We start from the raw sequence: 12,131 nt of genomic DNA, 5'->3' as shown, positions 1-12,131 counted from the left end.
GGAGAACGTGTTCGACGACCGTGATCCCTCCACCCGCGGCTATGGCGAGCTTGGCCGCTTCGGGGCGCTGGGCGTCCGGGCGCGGTTCTGATGTCGGCGCCGGTAGGGCAGGGCCAGGGACGTCTCACCCGCCGCACGGCGGTGGGGGGCCTTGCGCTGGGCCTTGCCGGCGCTGCTCCGGCCCCCCGGCCTCAGCGGGTGGTGTCGCTCAACCCCTGCCTGGACGTGATCCTGTTTCATGTGGCTGACCGGTCGCAGATCGCGGCCCTCACCCACTATGCCCGCGACCCGGAGGCCTCGACCCTGGCGCAGCTCGCGCGGGACATCCCCATCACATACGAGACCGCCGAAGAGGTGGTCGCCCTCCGCCCCGACCTCGTGCTGATGAGCCAGCACTCAGCCCCGGCCACCCGGCAGGTCCTGGCCCGGCTCGGGGTGCCCACCGCCCTGTTCGACGTGCCCCATACGGTGCTCGACAGCCTGGCCCAGGTCCGCCACGTCGCCCAACGGATCGGCCAGCCGGTCCGAGGGGAGGCGCTTATCGCCCGGATCGAAGCCGCCCTGGCCGCCGCAGCGCCGCCGCCCGGCGCCCCCAGGCTGAGCGCCATCGTCTATCAGGCCAATGGCTTCGCCGCCGGCGCCGGCACCCTGACAGACGAAATGCTCCGCCGGACAGGGTTTGAGAACGCCGCGGCCCGCTATGGTCTGGGGCGCTGGGGCAATATTGGCCTGGAGCAGATCATCGCCGATCCCCCCCAGGTCCTGCTGGCTGGGGCGCCCGCCCCTGGGGCGCCCACCTGGGCGGACCGGGTTCTCAGCCATCCGGCCCTGGCGCGGATGTCTGGCGTCATGCGTCGGGAGGCCTTCCCCCAACGGCTGCTCTATTGCGGCGGACCGGTGCTGATCGAAACCGCTGCGGCCCTGGCGGCCGCCCGGCGAAACGCCCTGGGGGTGGCATGAGACGTCTCCCGCTTCGGCTTGTCATCATTGGGCTTTGCACGACGCTGCTCATTCTTGGCGTCGTCAGCCTCATCGTCGGGCGGGTCTGGGTGCCGCTGGAGGCCTGGCGGGGCGAGGATCCCCGCTGGATCATCATCGCCGAGTTGCGCATTCCCCGGACCCTGCTGGCGATCGTGGTGGGGGGGGCGCTTGGCATGTCGGGGGCCGCGCTCCAGGGCTATACGCGAAATCCCCTGGCTGATCCGGGGGTTCTGGGGGTGTCCTCCATGGCCGCCCTCGGGGCGGTGATCTCGCTCTATTTCGGCTTCTATGTCCCAGGGCTCGGGGCGATCGGCTGGCTGATGCCGCTCTGCGCCATGGCTGGCGCCCTGATCGGAGTCCTGGTCCTGATCGGCCTGACGGGATCGGCGCCGGGGACGGTGACCTTCGTCCTGGCCGGCGTGGTGCTGAACATCGTGGCCGGCGCCGGCGTCGCCCTGGCGCTGAACCTGGCTCCAAACCCCTGGGCGGTGAATGAGATCGTCAACTGGCTGATGGGCTCGCTCACCGATCGCAGCCTGGCCGATCTGCAGATGGCGACACCCTTCGTGATCGCAGGGCTCGCCATGCTCCTGGTCACCGGACGCGCCCTGGACGCCCTCACACTGGGGGAGGCCGGCGCCCAGTCCCTGGGGATCAGTCTGAACCGCACCCGCCTGTGGCTCGCCCTCGGTGTGGGGCTGGCGGCCGGCGCCAGCGTCGCAGTCACCGGCGTGATCGGCTTTGTGGGGCTGGTGACCCCGCACCTGCTGCGTCCCTTCCTGGGCCCGCGACCGGCGGGGCTTCTGCTGCCCAGCGCCCTTGGCGGGGCGGTGATTGTCCTGGCCGGCGACATCCTCGTGCGGCTGATCCCCTCGGCGGCCGAGGTCCGGCTTGGGGTGGCCATGGCGGCCCTGGGCGGTCCCTTCTTCCTGGGGTTGCTGCTGGTGCAGCGGCGGAGGCTGTCATGAGCCGACTGCAGGCCGAACATCTTCGCCTGGCCCTTGCGGGCAAGCCGATCCTCAACGGGATTGATGCGACGTTTCACAGTGGCGAGGTGGTGGCCATTCTGGGCGCCAACGGGGCTGGCAAGTCGACCCTGCTGGCCTGCCTCACAGGCCTGCGCACGCCCGATGAGGGCGCCGTCAGCCTGGATGGGGCGCAGCTTGCCCAGATCCCATCACGCCTGCGCGCCCGCCGCCTGGGCTTCATCCCCCAGACGCCGGAGATCGCCTGGGGCCTGGAGGTCCGCACCCTGGTCGGCCTGGGCCGCACCCCCTGGCTAGGCGCCCGCGGGTTGGGCGCCCAGGACGAGGCGGCCGTAGAACGCGCCCTGAGCGCAGCCGATCTGCATCCCCTTTCGGCCCGGGACGTCACCACCCTGTCGGGCGGGGAGCGGGCGCGAGTCCTGATCGCCCGCGCCCTGGCTGGCGAGCCGGACTGGCTGCTGGCCGACGAACCCCTGGCCGGTCTCGATCCTCGCCACCAGCTGGACGCGGCCGATCTCTTCCGTCGCATGGCTCATGAGCGAGGCTGCGGGGTGATCGTCACCCTGCATGATCTGACCCTGGCCGCGCGGCTCGCCGACCGCATCCTGGTGCTGGGTTCGGGCCGGGTGCTGGCTGACGGGACGCCGCAAGCGGCCCTGACGCCTGAGGTCCTGGCCATGGCCTATGGGGTGGAGGCGAAGATCCGCGACACCCCTCAGGGGTTCAGCGTCGAAATCCTCGGCCGCTGGGGCTGAAGGCCTTAGGGCGAGGCCGCAGGTTGGAGGCTGGCGATATAGTCGGCCACCAGGGTCGTGCCCTCCTTGTGCGGCAGGGCCCGCCCCAGTTCGGGCATCATGATCCCGGGGTCGGTCGAGGCCATGCGATAGACCATGATCGAGCGATCCGGGCGCCCAGGCGCGATGGAGACGGCGAGACCACCCGATCCTCGTCCGGCGGCGACGGGCGACTTGCCGACGCCGAGATGGACCGGACGGCGCTCATCAACGCCCAGATACAGACCGCTGGTCGAGGCCATGCCGGCGGGACTGTGGCAGTGGGCGCAGTTCACATCGAGATAGGCCCGGGCGCGGGCCTCCAGGGGCTCGGACATGTCGTCCCAGGCCGCCATGCGCGGCGCCTCAGCCGGATGCGGACCGCCGCTCAGATGGCCGAGCCGGCGCCAGGCTGCGAGCTGGTTCTGGGTGCGGTCGCCATAGTCGAGGTCGCGATTGAGATTGCGCGCCTTGGGGCCGATGGGAACCAGCTCGCCATCGGCCGAATGGCAGGTCTTGCACTGGTTCTGATTGGGCACGAGATAGCTGATCGCCTGGGGGACGCCAGACGGGTCAATGAAGCTGACATCCAGCCGGCCGCCGGTGCGCTTGAGCACGGCCTCGGTCTGATCGGCGTTCCAGACATAGGCCAGCGCCGTCCAGCCATCGGCCTTTCGGATCAGCAGCCGGGTCTCGACATAGCGCTCGCCCACCGTGGGCTGGCGCAGGTCCGGCGCAAAGGCGAAGGTCTTGACCAGCACCGATCCCACCGGAAATTCCAATGGACCATCAGCCTGATAGGCGGCGCTCTTGCCATCTGGCGTGAAGATATAGCGGTGCTTGACCGCATAGTCGCTGAACAGCGGCGTGGTCAGCTCATAGGGCGTCACCCGGGGACTGGGCGAGCGGGCGCCCGCGTCCTGGAACAGGCCATAGTCCGACAGCCGGGCCGCCGGCGACTCGGCCACGACGACGTCCAGGCGGACGCCTGACGGCGCCTCCTGGGCGCCGCTCAGGGCCAGGGCGGCGAGGCCGACCAGGGCGGCCAGGGCGCGCCTCATGGGGCCAGCGCGGCCTGGGCTTCCGGCAGGACCACGGCGGGGGGCTCGGTGATCTCGCCCCGCTCCAGGGTCGGCGTGACCGAGGGGTTGGCCTGATCCATGGCGCCGGCGGCGGGCAGGTTCAGGTTGAGGACGGGACCATCGGTCAGCCGCATCGCCTGCGGACCGTCCTCCGGGGCAACGCCGTCCCAAAGCACTGGGGGCAGGGTTCCGCCGACGGCGGCGGCCAGTTCCGCCCCGCCGGGGAAGGCCGGCGCCCAACCGTTGCGGCCGATCCTGTTGTCGCGGACCACCACCTCCCGGGGGATGGGGTTGTAGGTCACGTCGTCGAAGGCCTGGGTGTAGCCCACCAGCATGATGGCGGCGGTCTGGTTGCCGTCGATCTCATTGTCGAAGACATGGACATTGCGGTTGGCCATGATCATCACCCCAGCCCCCACCGGCACGCTGGCGACGATATTGCCCTCCGGCGCGAAGTTGGGCGTGTCGTTGTTGACGATCCTGTTGCTGTAAACCCGCGTCGAATGGCCCCCCATCACTGGCAGGTTGGGCAGGTCGAACACCAGGATCCCGCCGGTGTTGTGGGTGACCGTGTTGCCGTAGACGTCGGCGTTGCTGGAATTCTCGATCTCGATGCCGGCGACGTTGAACTCGGCCAGGCTGTTGCGGACGATGATGTTCTTCGACTGGCCCACATAGACCCCGGCGTCCGAGGCGCCGCGCACGGTCACGCCATCGATCAGGACATTGGTCGAGCCCACCGGATAGACGCCGTAAGCCCCGTTGGTGGCCTTGGGGCCGCCGGTCCATTCGACTCGCAGATTGATCATGCTGATCTGGTCGGCGTCCTTGGACTTGACCCCGTCACCCTTGGAATTCTCCACGGCGAAGTCGCGCACCGTCACCCGGTCCGAGGTGATCAGCAGACCCTCCGCGCCACCCTGCTGGCCGTCAAAGGACAGGATGGTGGCGTCAGGCCCCGCGCCCTTGATGGTGACGTCATCCACATCCAGCGACAGGCCGTCGGTGAGCTCGAAGCGGCCGGCCGCCAGCTCGACCATATCGCCGGGCTTGGCGTCGAGCAGGGCCAGCTGCAACGCCTCCTGGGCGTCTGGGCCTGGGGCTACCGAGAGCGTCTTGGCGTAGGCGGGGCTGGCGAGCGCAAAGGCGCAAAGGGCGAGCGCAAAGCTTCGCATGATGATCCTCCCATAAGCGGCCGGCTCTGGGCGGCGGGCCTTGGACTCCAGCTTGGCCGCGGCGGGGGAGGGGCGCAACGGCAAAGAGAACGTTGATCAGGAATCGCCCGCCTGGGGGTTGATCTCCTCGCCTGTCACAGGGGTAACTGTCGGCCAATCCATTCAAGGACAGGAGACGGCCATGGACATGCAGCTGAAGGGCAAGAAGGCGATTGTCACGGGCGGAAGCCGGGGCATCGGTCTGGCCATAGCCGAACTCCTGGCCGAGGAGGGCTGTGACGTCGCCATCTGCGCCCGGGGTCAGGACGGCGTGGACGCGGCGGTGAAGGCCCTGGAAGCCAAGGGCGTCAAGGCCTGGGGCCGGGCGGTGGACATCGCCGATGGTCCGGCGATCACGGGCTTCATCGAGGACGCCGCCAAGGAACTGGGGGGGCTCGACATCCTGGTCTCCAACGCCAGCGCCCTGGTCAATGGCGGCTCGGAGGCCGACTGGCGGTCGATGTTCGAGATCGACATGCTGGGCGCGGTGCGCACCTATCAGGCGGCCAAGCCTCATCTCGAAAAGGCGGCCGCGGCCAGCGGCGACGCGGCCTTCATCATCACCTCCTCGGTCTCGGCGGCCGAAGCCAGCGGGCCTTCGGCCTATGGCGCCATGAAGGCCGCCCTCATCCACTACGCCAAGGGGGTGGCCAAGGAGGGCGCGGCCAAGGGGGTGCGCTGCAATGTCGTCTCGCCCGGCACCGTCTTCTTCGAGGGCGGCGTCTGGGGCAATGTGAAGGCCAATGCGCCGGGCTTCTTCGAGGCCATGATCAAGCGCAATCCCACCGGCCGCATGGCCACGCCCGAAGAGATCGCCGCGGCCACGGTTTTCCTGGCCAGCCCCCGCTCGGCCTTCACCACCGGCATCAACATGCTGGTGGACGGCGCCATCTCCAGTCGCGTGAACTTCTAGGGAGGCGCGGGCCATGATCGAGCACACCCATGAGATCCCCACGGCCGATGGTCCGATGACCACCTTCGTGGTCCGCCCCGAGCGGGACGGGCCTCATCCGGTGATCCTGTTCTTCATGGACGCCCCGGCCATCCGCGAGGAGCTGCGCGACATGGCCCGGCGCCTGGCCACCGTCGGCTACTACGTCATGCTGCCCAACCTCTATCACCGGGAAGGCGTGATGGAGATCGGCGACCTGAATGACGAGGCGACCCGCGAGCGCATGGTCGGTCTGATGAATGGCCTGACCATCCCCATGGTCATGGCCGATAGCGACGCCCTGCTGGCCTTCGCCGACCAGGACCCCATGGCGGGCAAAGGTCCCGCCGGCTGCCTGGGCTATTGCATGAGCGGCCAGTTCTCGATCAACGCCGCGGCCCGTCATCCTGAGAAGATCGCCGCGGCGGCCTCGCTCTATGGGACCTATCTGGTCACCGACAAGGATGACAGCCCGCACAGGGTCGCCCATCAGACGCAGGCCGAGCTCTATTTCGCCTGCGCCGAAACCGACCGCTGGGCGCCCCTGGAGACCGTCCGCGCCCTGGCCGAGGCCCTGGAGCCCCGGGCGGCGCCCACCGAGCTGGAGCTCTATCCCGGCACGTCCCACGGCTTCGCCTTCCCGCAGCGGGCGGCCTATGACAAGGCCGCCGCCGAGCGGCACTGGGAGCGCCTGATCACCCTGTTCCGCCGCAATCTCGGCTAGGCTGCTCGCCGCTGGTTGACGGTCAGGGCGACCACGGCGGCGCCGGCCAGGACGACCAGCACGTCTTCCAGCAGGCCGCTGCGGGTCTGGCCCATCTGGGCCATGGCGCGCTTGCGGCCGGCCAGGGTGAGATAGGCCAGGGGAACCGCCGTCGAGACGGCCACCGCCGCGCCGGCCCGTTCGCGCCCGTGGGGGGCCAGGGCGGCGCCGGCGATCCCGGCGCTCATCACCCGAGCCAGCAGGCCCAGGAACACGGTGCGGTCCGGCGCCGACCTCATCTTGTCGCCGACCAGCTCGCCCGCGCCCATGGCCAGGGCGCCGAACTTGAACAGAGGATGGTCCAGCAAGACCAGGGTTCCCGGGGTCCGCCCTCCGGCGAGCCGGGCGGTGGCCAGGGTGGCCATGGGAGTCATGGAGCGGGCGCTGGCGACGGCGCCGATGAGAGCAGACGGGAGCAGGCCGAGGTTTTTCATCACGGCTAAACTCAGAGCGCGGGCGGTGGTTCAGCAGCCCCGATGGATCAAGCCTGAAGGCAAGGCGTTCCGGTGGCGTGCCCGCCTTGAGAGGAGCCGCCATGCCTGACCCTGAACTGATCCCCGATCCCGCCCACGACCCCGCCGATGACCGGCCGCCCCAGCCGAGTGAGCTGCCTGCTGGCGGCCGCCCTGGTCAGGACATTCCGGAAATCCCCGACCGTGGCGATCCCTTGCAGAACGATGTCGAGAAGGGTCCTGACGGCCTCGACATCGGTCCGCGCTAGTTTCAGGAAGGATGTCGATGGACAGCGAGCCAGCCCACCAATCCTCGCCGCAGGACGAGGCGGACCCCGACAAGGCGCAGGACGCGAAAGACGCCCCGTCCGTTCCCCTTCGCGAACGGGTTCGCCAGCAGCGCCGGCACATTGAGGGGCTGACCGGTCAGGACCCCTTGCGCGCCGGGATCGACGACTAGGGTCTCCCAACACCTGCCTCCCGCGTCCGGACCCCCCTAGCCCCGAACCCCCAGCCAGATCACGTGCCGGGCGCCGCGGCCGCCCTTGCGCGCCGCCACCTTCACCACCTCGGTCGCCAGACCGCTCCGCTTCATGCGTCGGGTGAAGCCCTCATCGGGGGCCGACGACCAGACGGCCAGGACGCCGCCGGGCCTCAGGGCGGTCTGGGCGCGGGCGAGGCCCGGCAGATCATACAGGCTGTCGTTGGCCTTGCGGGTCAGGCCTTCGGGGCCATTGTCCACGTCCAGCAGGATGGCGTCCCAGGCGGCGGGCGCCGCGGCGATCAGGGGGCCGACATCCCCCTGGAGAACGGTGACGCGGGGATCCTCCAGGCAGCCCTTGAAGACCTCGGCCAGGGGGCCGCGGGCCCAGGCGATGACCTCAGGAACCAGCTCGGCCACCGTGACCTGGGCGTCAGCCGGCAAGACGGCCAGGGCCGCGCGCAGGGTGAACCCCATGCCGAGCCCGCCGATCAGCACCCTTGGCGCCGACCGACCCGCCAGCCGCGCCCAGGCGAGAGTCGCCAGCGCCTCTTCCGAGCCGCTGAGCCGGCTGTTCATCAGTTCGATGGGTCCGGCCATGATCGAGAATTCGACGTCGCGCCGCATCAGCCGCAGCTCGCCGCCGCCGTCGGGCATCTGGGCGGAGTCCAGGTGGATCCAAGGTTTCATGGGCTTGGCATAGCCTCAGAGGGCCCGCCTCACAAAAGCAAAAGCCCCGCCGTCCGGCTGGGACGACGGGGCCTTGTGACGCCCACTGGAGATGAGGCGCAGGGCCTAGAGGCGCGTGGGGATAACCACCTTCATCGACTCATAGCCCTTCACGAAGGTGGAGAAGACGCGCTTGGGCTCTTCCACCACCTGGATGTCGGGGAACCGCTTCATGATCTCTTCCCAGATGATCTTCAGCTGCAGCTCGGCCAGGCGGTTGCCCACGCAGCGGTGGATGCCGAAGCCGAAGGAGATGTGCTGACGCGGACGCTCGCGGTCGATGATGTAGCTGTCGGGGTCATGGATGACCTCGTCGTCGCGGTTGCCCGAGACGTACCACATGACGACCTTGTCGCCCTGCTTGATGGTCTTGCCGCCCATCTCAAAGTCCTGGGTGGCGCGCCGACGCATGTGGGCCAGCGGGGTCTGCCAGCGGATGGTCTCCGACACCATGGACGGGATCAGGTCGGGATTGGCCCGCAGCTTGGCGTACTGGTCGGGGTTCTGGTTCAGGGCGTAAACGCTGCCGGTGATGGTGTTGCGGGTGGTGTCGTTGCCGCCGACGGTCAGCAGCACGATGTTACCGAAATACTCCCGGGGCGTCATGTTCCGCGTCTCAGGCCCATGGGCCAGCATGGAGATCAGGTCGCCGGCAGGCGGAGCGTTGACCCGCTGGTTCCACAGCTCGGTGAAGTAGCCATGGTACTCGATGAAGATCTGCATCTTCTCTTCGAGGGTGTCGATCAGCCCATGGCCCGGCACCGCGGTGACCACGTCCGACCAGTAGGTCAGCTTGCGGCGGTCTTCCTGCGGCATGTCGAACAGGGTGGCGAGCGTCATGGCCGTCAGTTCCATCGACACCTTGTCGACCCAGTCGAACTCCACGCCGATGGGCAGGCTGTCGAGGATCTTGGCGGCGCGCTCGCGGATCAGCGGCTCGAGGATGGCCAGGTTCATCGGCGAGACGGCGGGGCTGACGGTCTTGCGCTGGACGTCGTGCTTGGGCGGGTCCATGGCGATGAACATGGGCAGCGGGCCCTCTTCGCCATCCTGGTCGGCGATGGTGATGCCGGGCTCGGAGGAGAAGACCTGGTGGTTGGTGTCCACCGCCATGATGTCGTTGTACTTGGTGATCGACCAGTAGGGTCCGTACTCGCTCTCGGCGGTGTAGTGGACCGGGTCTTCCTTGCGGAGCCGTTCGAAGATCGGCCACATGGCGTTGGCCTGGAACAGCTCAGGCTGGGCCGGATTGAGCTGATCAAGGGGGGTGGCGTAGGCCTTGGCCCGCGCGTCCTTCAGAATATCAACCGTACCGTCAGCCATAGGGAATCCTCCAGATTTTCACCTACGATAGTCTAAAGATGACGCCGGCGTCAACTTTTACCGTTCGCCCAGGGCGTGTTTCGCCGCCCGCGCCGGAGGAGGGTTCCTTGCCCCCGCCTTTCTCGCCCATCACCGATCCGTCCGACCCCCGGGTGGAGCCCTTTCTGCAGGTGCGCGAACGTGATCTGGTGGGACGCCAGGGTCTGTTTGTCGCCGAGGGCGAAGTGGTCCTGCGCCATCTGCTGGCCTCACCCCTCTGCGAGCCTCTTGCCCTGCTGGCGGCGCGGGATCGGGTGGCGCGCCTGCTGGACCTTATTGGCGAACAGACCGTAGCGGCCCCGATCTATGTGGCTGAGCAGGGGGTGATGGACGCCATTGTCGGCTTCCCGATTCATCGCGGCCTGCTCGGGGTCGGGCGGCGGCGGGAAACGCCCTCGGCGGAGACTCTTCTGGCCGGCCTGGGGCCGCGGTCGGTGGTGGTTGTCGTCCATGGGATCGGAAATCACGACAATATGGGCGGGATTTTCCGCAACGCCGCGGCCTTTGGGGCTGACGCCTTGCTGCTGGATCCGAGCTGCTGCGACCCGCTTTACCGCAAGGCGATCCGGGTCTCAGTAGGGGCGGCCCTCATTCAACCGTTCGCCCGATTGGCGCCGGGGGAGGACATGGTGGCGCTGCTGGAACGCCATGGATTTGAGGTGCTGGCCCTGAGCCCGTCCGGCGCCGAAACGCTCCAGGCCTATGCGCCGGCGCAGCGCACGGCCATCATTCTGGGGGCCGAGGGACCGGGGCTGCCCGAGGCCATCCTGGCCCGATGCCGCACTCTGCGCATCCCGATGGCGGGGGGGTTCGACTCCTTGAACGTCGCCACCACCAGCGGCGTCGTCCTGCATCACCTGGCGGCGGGGCGCTAGAGGGCCAGGGCGGGCGTAAGGATCAGCAGCCAAAGCGCCATCGAAGCCGCAAGGACGAACATCACGCTGCGCCGCACCGGCCACCTCTGGCGGGGCGAACGACCCCGGGCCCTCACAGGGTGATTGCGGCCAGAATCATAGGGGTCGTAGCGATCAGGGGTAAGCGCCTGGGCCATGGTCCTTCATCCAAGTCTCTGGACGAAATCAACGCCGTGGCGCCCCGCCGGTTCCCAGGACCCTGGACTTGCGCCCAGTTGTGCGGCTCAATCCAGCGGGAAAATTCCATGGTTGGAGCCACATGGCCTGGTCCGACATCACCGCGCGCCGACGCTATCACGTGGGCAATCTCCGGGCGCAACTCCTTGAGGAGGCCCGCGCCATCGTGGAGGAGGGCGGGGTGTCTCACCTCAACCTGCGCGCCCTGGCGGCCCGGACAGGCATCGCCGCAGGCTCGGTCTATCATCACTATTCTGGAAAGGCGGAGCTGCTGTCGGAGCTGGCGGCCTCGGGCTTTCATGATCTGGAGAGACGCCTGACCGAGGCCCAGGCCTCGGCCCGGGAGGGCAGGCGTATCGCCACCCTGGCCCGGGCCTACTTCGCTTTCTCGCGGAGCGACGCGGCCCTGTTTGGGCTGATGTTTGATCCCCTCGTCGCCGCCCATCCCGCGGTGGAGGCCGCGCGCGATCGCTGCTTTTCAGTCCTTCAGGCCGCCGTCGCCGTCGCCCTGCCGGCCCGCAAGGACAGCGCCCAGATCGACAAAATCACCCGAGCCGTCTGGGCCTGCGGCCATGGGGCGGCCTCGCTGAGGTCCTCGGACGCCCAAGGCGAGGATGAGCTGATGGAAGACGTCATCCAAGGGCTCGAGCTTCTGTTCGGCCGTCGCTAGGGGCCTTCAGGCGCCTCAAGCTGCTGGCGCATCATCTGCAAGGCGGTCTCTAGGGCGCCCTCGCGGACCCGATCGCGTCCCAACGCTCCGAACCGCACCATCCTGTGCTGCGGCCCGCAGCCGCGGCGGGCCGCGGCGAAATGCACCAGGCCAGCCTCTTCCTCAGGCTTGGGTCCGGGATCGGTGTACCCTGTAATGGCGACGACGACCTCGGCGCGGGAGCGGGCCAGGGCGCCTTCCGCCATGGCGATGGCCGCGGCTTCAGACACCGCGCCGTCCTCGGCGAGGACCTGCTGGGACACCCCCAGGAGTTCATGTTTGGCTTCGTCGGTATAGACGACGAAGCCTCGCTCGAAAGCATGACTGCAACCCGGAATGTCAGTGAGAAGCGCTGCGAGCATCCCACCGGTGCAGCTTTCCGCCGTGGCGAGCTTGACGTCCCGGTCACAGGCCAGTTTCAGGACCTGCTCAGCCAGATTCTCGATCTGACGGGGCGCGGAAAGGGCCAAGGCTTCGGTCATGGTGGGAGCTCCGAGGCGAGAGAACTGCAGCAACCCGCCGCGTGGCGCCGCGGTTCCCCTTGATTTTCTGATCGGAGGCCGCTCGTTAGCCCCAT

General features: G+C 68.6%; 16 protein-coding genes. 9 read left to right on the top strand and 7 right to left on the bottom strand.

Annotated elements, in window-relative coordinates:
• The first annotated feature begins 90 nt into the window (after window positions 1-90).
• From Q7V15_RS05380 to Q7V15_RS05370, 3 genes are read left to right on the top strand one after another with little or no spacing between them, the layout of a single operon-like run.
• Window positions 91-960 carry an ABC transporter substrate-binding protein gene (locus Q7V15_RS05380; protein WP_304754403.1) on the top strand — a complete coding sequence of 290 codons (870 nt, stop codon included), beginning with the start codon at window positions 91-93 and terminating at the stop codon, window positions 958-960.
• Window positions 957-1,949, top strand: coding sequence for an iron ABC transporter permease (locus Q7V15_RS05375; protein ID WP_304754402.1), 993 nt, complete (start codon window positions 957-959; stop codon window positions 1,947-1,949). Before Q7V15_RS05380 ends, Q7V15_RS05375 begins: the two co-directional genes overlap by 4 nt.
• A complete protein-coding gene (locus Q7V15_RS05370; RefSeq protein WP_304754401.1) occupies window positions 1,946-2,722 on the top strand; it encodes an ABC transporter ATP-binding protein in 777 nt (258 codons plus the stop codon). Before Q7V15_RS05375 ends, Q7V15_RS05370 begins: the two co-directional genes overlap by 4 nt.
• Window positions 2,723-2,727: 5 nt before the next feature.
• Here the strand turns inward: Q7V15_RS05370 and Q7V15_RS05365 are convergent, their stop codons facing one another.
• Window positions 2,728-3,801: an SO2930 family diheme c-type cytochrome gene (locus Q7V15_RS05365; protein WP_304754399.1), complete on the bottom strand. Its 1,074-nt coding sequence runs from the start codon at window positions 3,799-3,801 to the stop codon at window positions 2,728-2,730.
• On the bottom strand, window positions 3,798-4,997 hold the full coding sequence (locus Q7V15_RS05360) for a parallel beta-helix domain-containing protein (RefSeq protein ID WP_304754398.1): 1,200 nt from the start codon (window positions 4,995-4,997) through the stop codon (window positions 3,798-3,800). Before Q7V15_RS05360 ends, Q7V15_RS05365 begins: the two co-directional genes overlap by 4 nt.
• 181 nt (window positions 4,998-5,178) lie before the next feature.
• Between Q7V15_RS05360 and Q7V15_RS05355 the strand changes: the two genes are divergently transcribed.
• Window positions 5,179-5,949 carry an SDR family NAD(P)-dependent oxidoreductase gene (locus tag Q7V15_RS05355; protein ID WP_304754397.1) on the top strand — a complete coding sequence of 257 codons (771 nt, stop codon included), beginning with the start codon at window positions 5,179-5,181 and terminating at the stop codon, window positions 5,947-5,949.
• 13 nt (window positions 5,950-5,962) lie between these two features.
• Window positions 5,963-6,691, top strand: a complete 729-nt coding sequence (locus Q7V15_RS05350) for a dienelactone hydrolase family protein (RefSeq protein ID WP_304754396.1) — start codon at window positions 5,963-5,965, stop codon at window positions 6,689-6,691.
• On the opposite strand, the gene Q7V15_RS05345 is transcribed toward Q7V15_RS05350, so the two are convergent.
• Window positions 6,688-7,164: a hypothetical protein gene (locus Q7V15_RS05345; protein WP_304754404.1), complete on the bottom strand. Its 477-nt coding sequence runs from the start codon at window positions 7,162-7,164 to the stop codon at window positions 6,688-6,690. The two genes, Q7V15_RS05350 and Q7V15_RS05345, sit on opposite strands and share 4 nt — an antisense overlap.
• A 101-nt stretch (window positions 7,165-7,265) precedes the next feature.
• On the opposite strand from Q7V15_RS05345, the gene Q7V15_RS05340 reads away from it, so the two are divergent.
• The gene (locus tag Q7V15_RS05340; RefSeq protein ID WP_304754394.1) at window positions 7,266-7,451 is read left to right on the top strand and encodes a hypothetical protein; all 186 of its coding nucleotides are present in this window, start codon (window positions 7,266-7,268) and stop codon (window positions 7,449-7,451) included.
• A gap of 17 nt (window positions 7,452-7,468) precedes the next feature.
• Entirely contained in the window at window positions 7,469-7,642 is a 174-nt protein-coding gene (locus Q7V15_RS05335) for a hypothetical protein (RefSeq protein WP_304754392.1), read from the top strand.
• A 36-nt stretch (window positions 7,643-7,678) separates the two neighbouring features.
• Here the strand turns inward: Q7V15_RS05335 and Q7V15_RS05330 are convergent, their stop codons facing one another.
• Complete coding sequence (locus tag Q7V15_RS05330) at window positions 7,679-8,353, bottom strand: spermidine synthase (protein WP_304754391.1); 675 nt, start codon at window positions 8,351-8,353, stop codon at window positions 7,679-7,681.
• A 105-nt stretch (window positions 8,354-8,458) separates the two neighbouring features.
• The gene (locus tag Q7V15_RS05325; protein ID WP_304754389.1) at window positions 8,459-9,715 is read right to left on the bottom strand and encodes a cytochrome P450; all 1,257 of its coding nucleotides are present in this window, start codon (window positions 9,713-9,715) and stop codon (window positions 8,459-8,461) included.
• Between the two features lie 107 nt (window positions 9,716-9,822).
• Between Q7V15_RS05325 and Q7V15_RS05320 the strand changes: the two genes are divergently transcribed.
• Window positions 9,823-10,629 carry an RNA methyltransferase gene (locus Q7V15_RS05320; RefSeq protein ID WP_304754387.1) on the top strand — a complete coding sequence of 269 codons (807 nt, stop codon included), beginning with the start codon at window positions 9,823-9,825 and terminating at the stop codon, window positions 10,627-10,629.
• Here Q7V15_RS05320 and Q7V15_RS05315 read toward each other — a convergent pair.
• Complete coding sequence (locus Q7V15_RS05315) at window positions 10,626-10,805, bottom strand: hypothetical protein (RefSeq protein ID WP_304754386.1); 180 nt, start codon at window positions 10,803-10,805, stop codon at window positions 10,626-10,628. The two genes, Q7V15_RS05320 and Q7V15_RS05315, sit on opposite strands and share 4 nt — an antisense overlap.
• Before the next feature lie 122 nt (window positions 10,806-10,927).
• Here Q7V15_RS05315 and Q7V15_RS05310 point away from each other — a divergent pair, with 122 nt between their 5' ends.
• Window positions 10,928-11,515 carry a TetR/AcrR family transcriptional regulator gene (locus tag Q7V15_RS05310; RefSeq protein ID WP_304754384.1) on the top strand — a complete coding sequence of 196 codons (588 nt, stop codon included), beginning with the start codon at window positions 10,928-10,930 and terminating at the stop codon, window positions 11,513-11,515.
• Here the strand turns inward: Q7V15_RS05310 and Q7V15_RS05305 are convergent.
• Window positions 11,512-12,036 carry a CinA family protein gene (locus Q7V15_RS05305; protein WP_304754381.1) on the bottom strand — a complete coding sequence of 175 codons (525 nt, stop codon included), beginning with the start codon at window positions 12,034-12,036 and terminating at the stop codon, window positions 11,512-11,514. The two genes, Q7V15_RS05310 and Q7V15_RS05305, sit on opposite strands and share 4 nt — an antisense overlap.
• Window positions 12,037-12,131: the final 95 nt, after the last annotated feature.

It is taken from the genome of Phenylobacterium sp. (assembly GCF_030651755.1).
Lineage (GTDB): Bacteria > Pseudomonadota > Alphaproteobacteria > Caulobacterales > Caulobacteraceae > Phenylobacterium.
Note: the sequence above shows the minus strand (reverse complement) of the source record. Positions and strands in the feature narration are given on the sequence as shown.

What these genes read in the sequence shown, in the direction of transcription:
- Q7V15_RS05380 (WP_304754403.1), top strand. Translation starts at nt 91, where the DNA reads ATGTCGGCGCCGGTAGGGCAGGGCCAGGGACGTCTCACCCGCCGCACG.
- Q7V15_RS05375 (WP_304754402.1), top strand. Translation starts at nt 957, where the DNA reads ATGAGACGTCTCCCGCTTCGGCTTGTCATCATTGGGCTTTGCACGACG.
- Q7V15_RS05370 (WP_304754401.1), top strand. Translation starts at nt 1,946, where the DNA reads ATGAGCCGACTGCAGGCCGAACATCTTCGCCTGGCCCTTGCGGGCAAG.
- Q7V15_RS05365 (WP_304754399.1), bottom strand. Translation starts at nt 3,801, where the DNA reads ATGAGGCGCGCCCTGGCCGCCCTGGTCGGCCTCGCCGCCCTGGCCCTG.
- Q7V15_RS05360 (WP_304754398.1), bottom strand. Translation starts at nt 4,997, where the DNA reads ATGCGAAGCTTTGCGCTCGCCCTTTGCGCCTTTGCGCTCGCCAGCCCC.
- Q7V15_RS05355 (WP_304754397.1), top strand. Translation starts at nt 5,179, where the DNA reads ATGGACATGCAGCTGAAGGGCAAGAAGGCGATTGTCACGGGCGGAAGC.
- Q7V15_RS05350 (WP_304754396.1), top strand. Translation starts at nt 5,963, where the DNA reads ATGATCGAGCACACCCATGAGATCCCCACGGCCGATGGTCCGATGACC.
- Q7V15_RS05345 (WP_304754404.1), bottom strand. Translation starts at nt 7,164, where the DNA reads ATGAAAAACCTCGGCCTGCTCCCGTCTGCTCTCATCGGCGCCGTCGCC.
- Q7V15_RS05340 (WP_304754394.1), top strand. Translation starts at nt 7,266, where the DNA reads ATGCCTGACCCTGAACTGATCCCCGATCCCGCCCACGACCCCGCCGAT.
- Q7V15_RS05335 (WP_304754392.1), top strand. Translation starts at nt 7,469, where the DNA reads ATGGACAGCGAGCCAGCCCACCAATCCTCGCCGCAGGACGAGGCGGAC.
- Q7V15_RS05330 (WP_304754391.1), bottom strand. Translation starts at nt 8,353, where the DNA reads ATGAAACCTTGGATCCACCTGGACTCCGCCCAGATGCCCGACGGCGGC.
- Q7V15_RS05325 (WP_304754389.1), bottom strand. Translation starts at nt 9,715, where the DNA reads ATGGCTGACGGTACGGTTGATATTCTGAAGGACGCGCGGGCCAAGGCC.
- Q7V15_RS05315 (WP_304754386.1), bottom strand. Translation starts at nt 10,805, where the DNA reads ATGGCCCAGGCGCTTACCCCTGATCGCTACGACCCCTATGATTCTGGC.
- Q7V15_RS05310 (WP_304754384.1), top strand. Translation starts at nt 10,928, where the DNA reads ATGGCCTGGTCCGACATCACCGCGCGCCGACGCTATCACGTGGGCAAT.
- Q7V15_RS05305 (WP_304754381.1), bottom strand. Translation starts at nt 12,036, where the DNA reads ATGACCGAAGCCTTGGCCCTTTCCGCGCCCCGTCAGATCGAGAATCTG.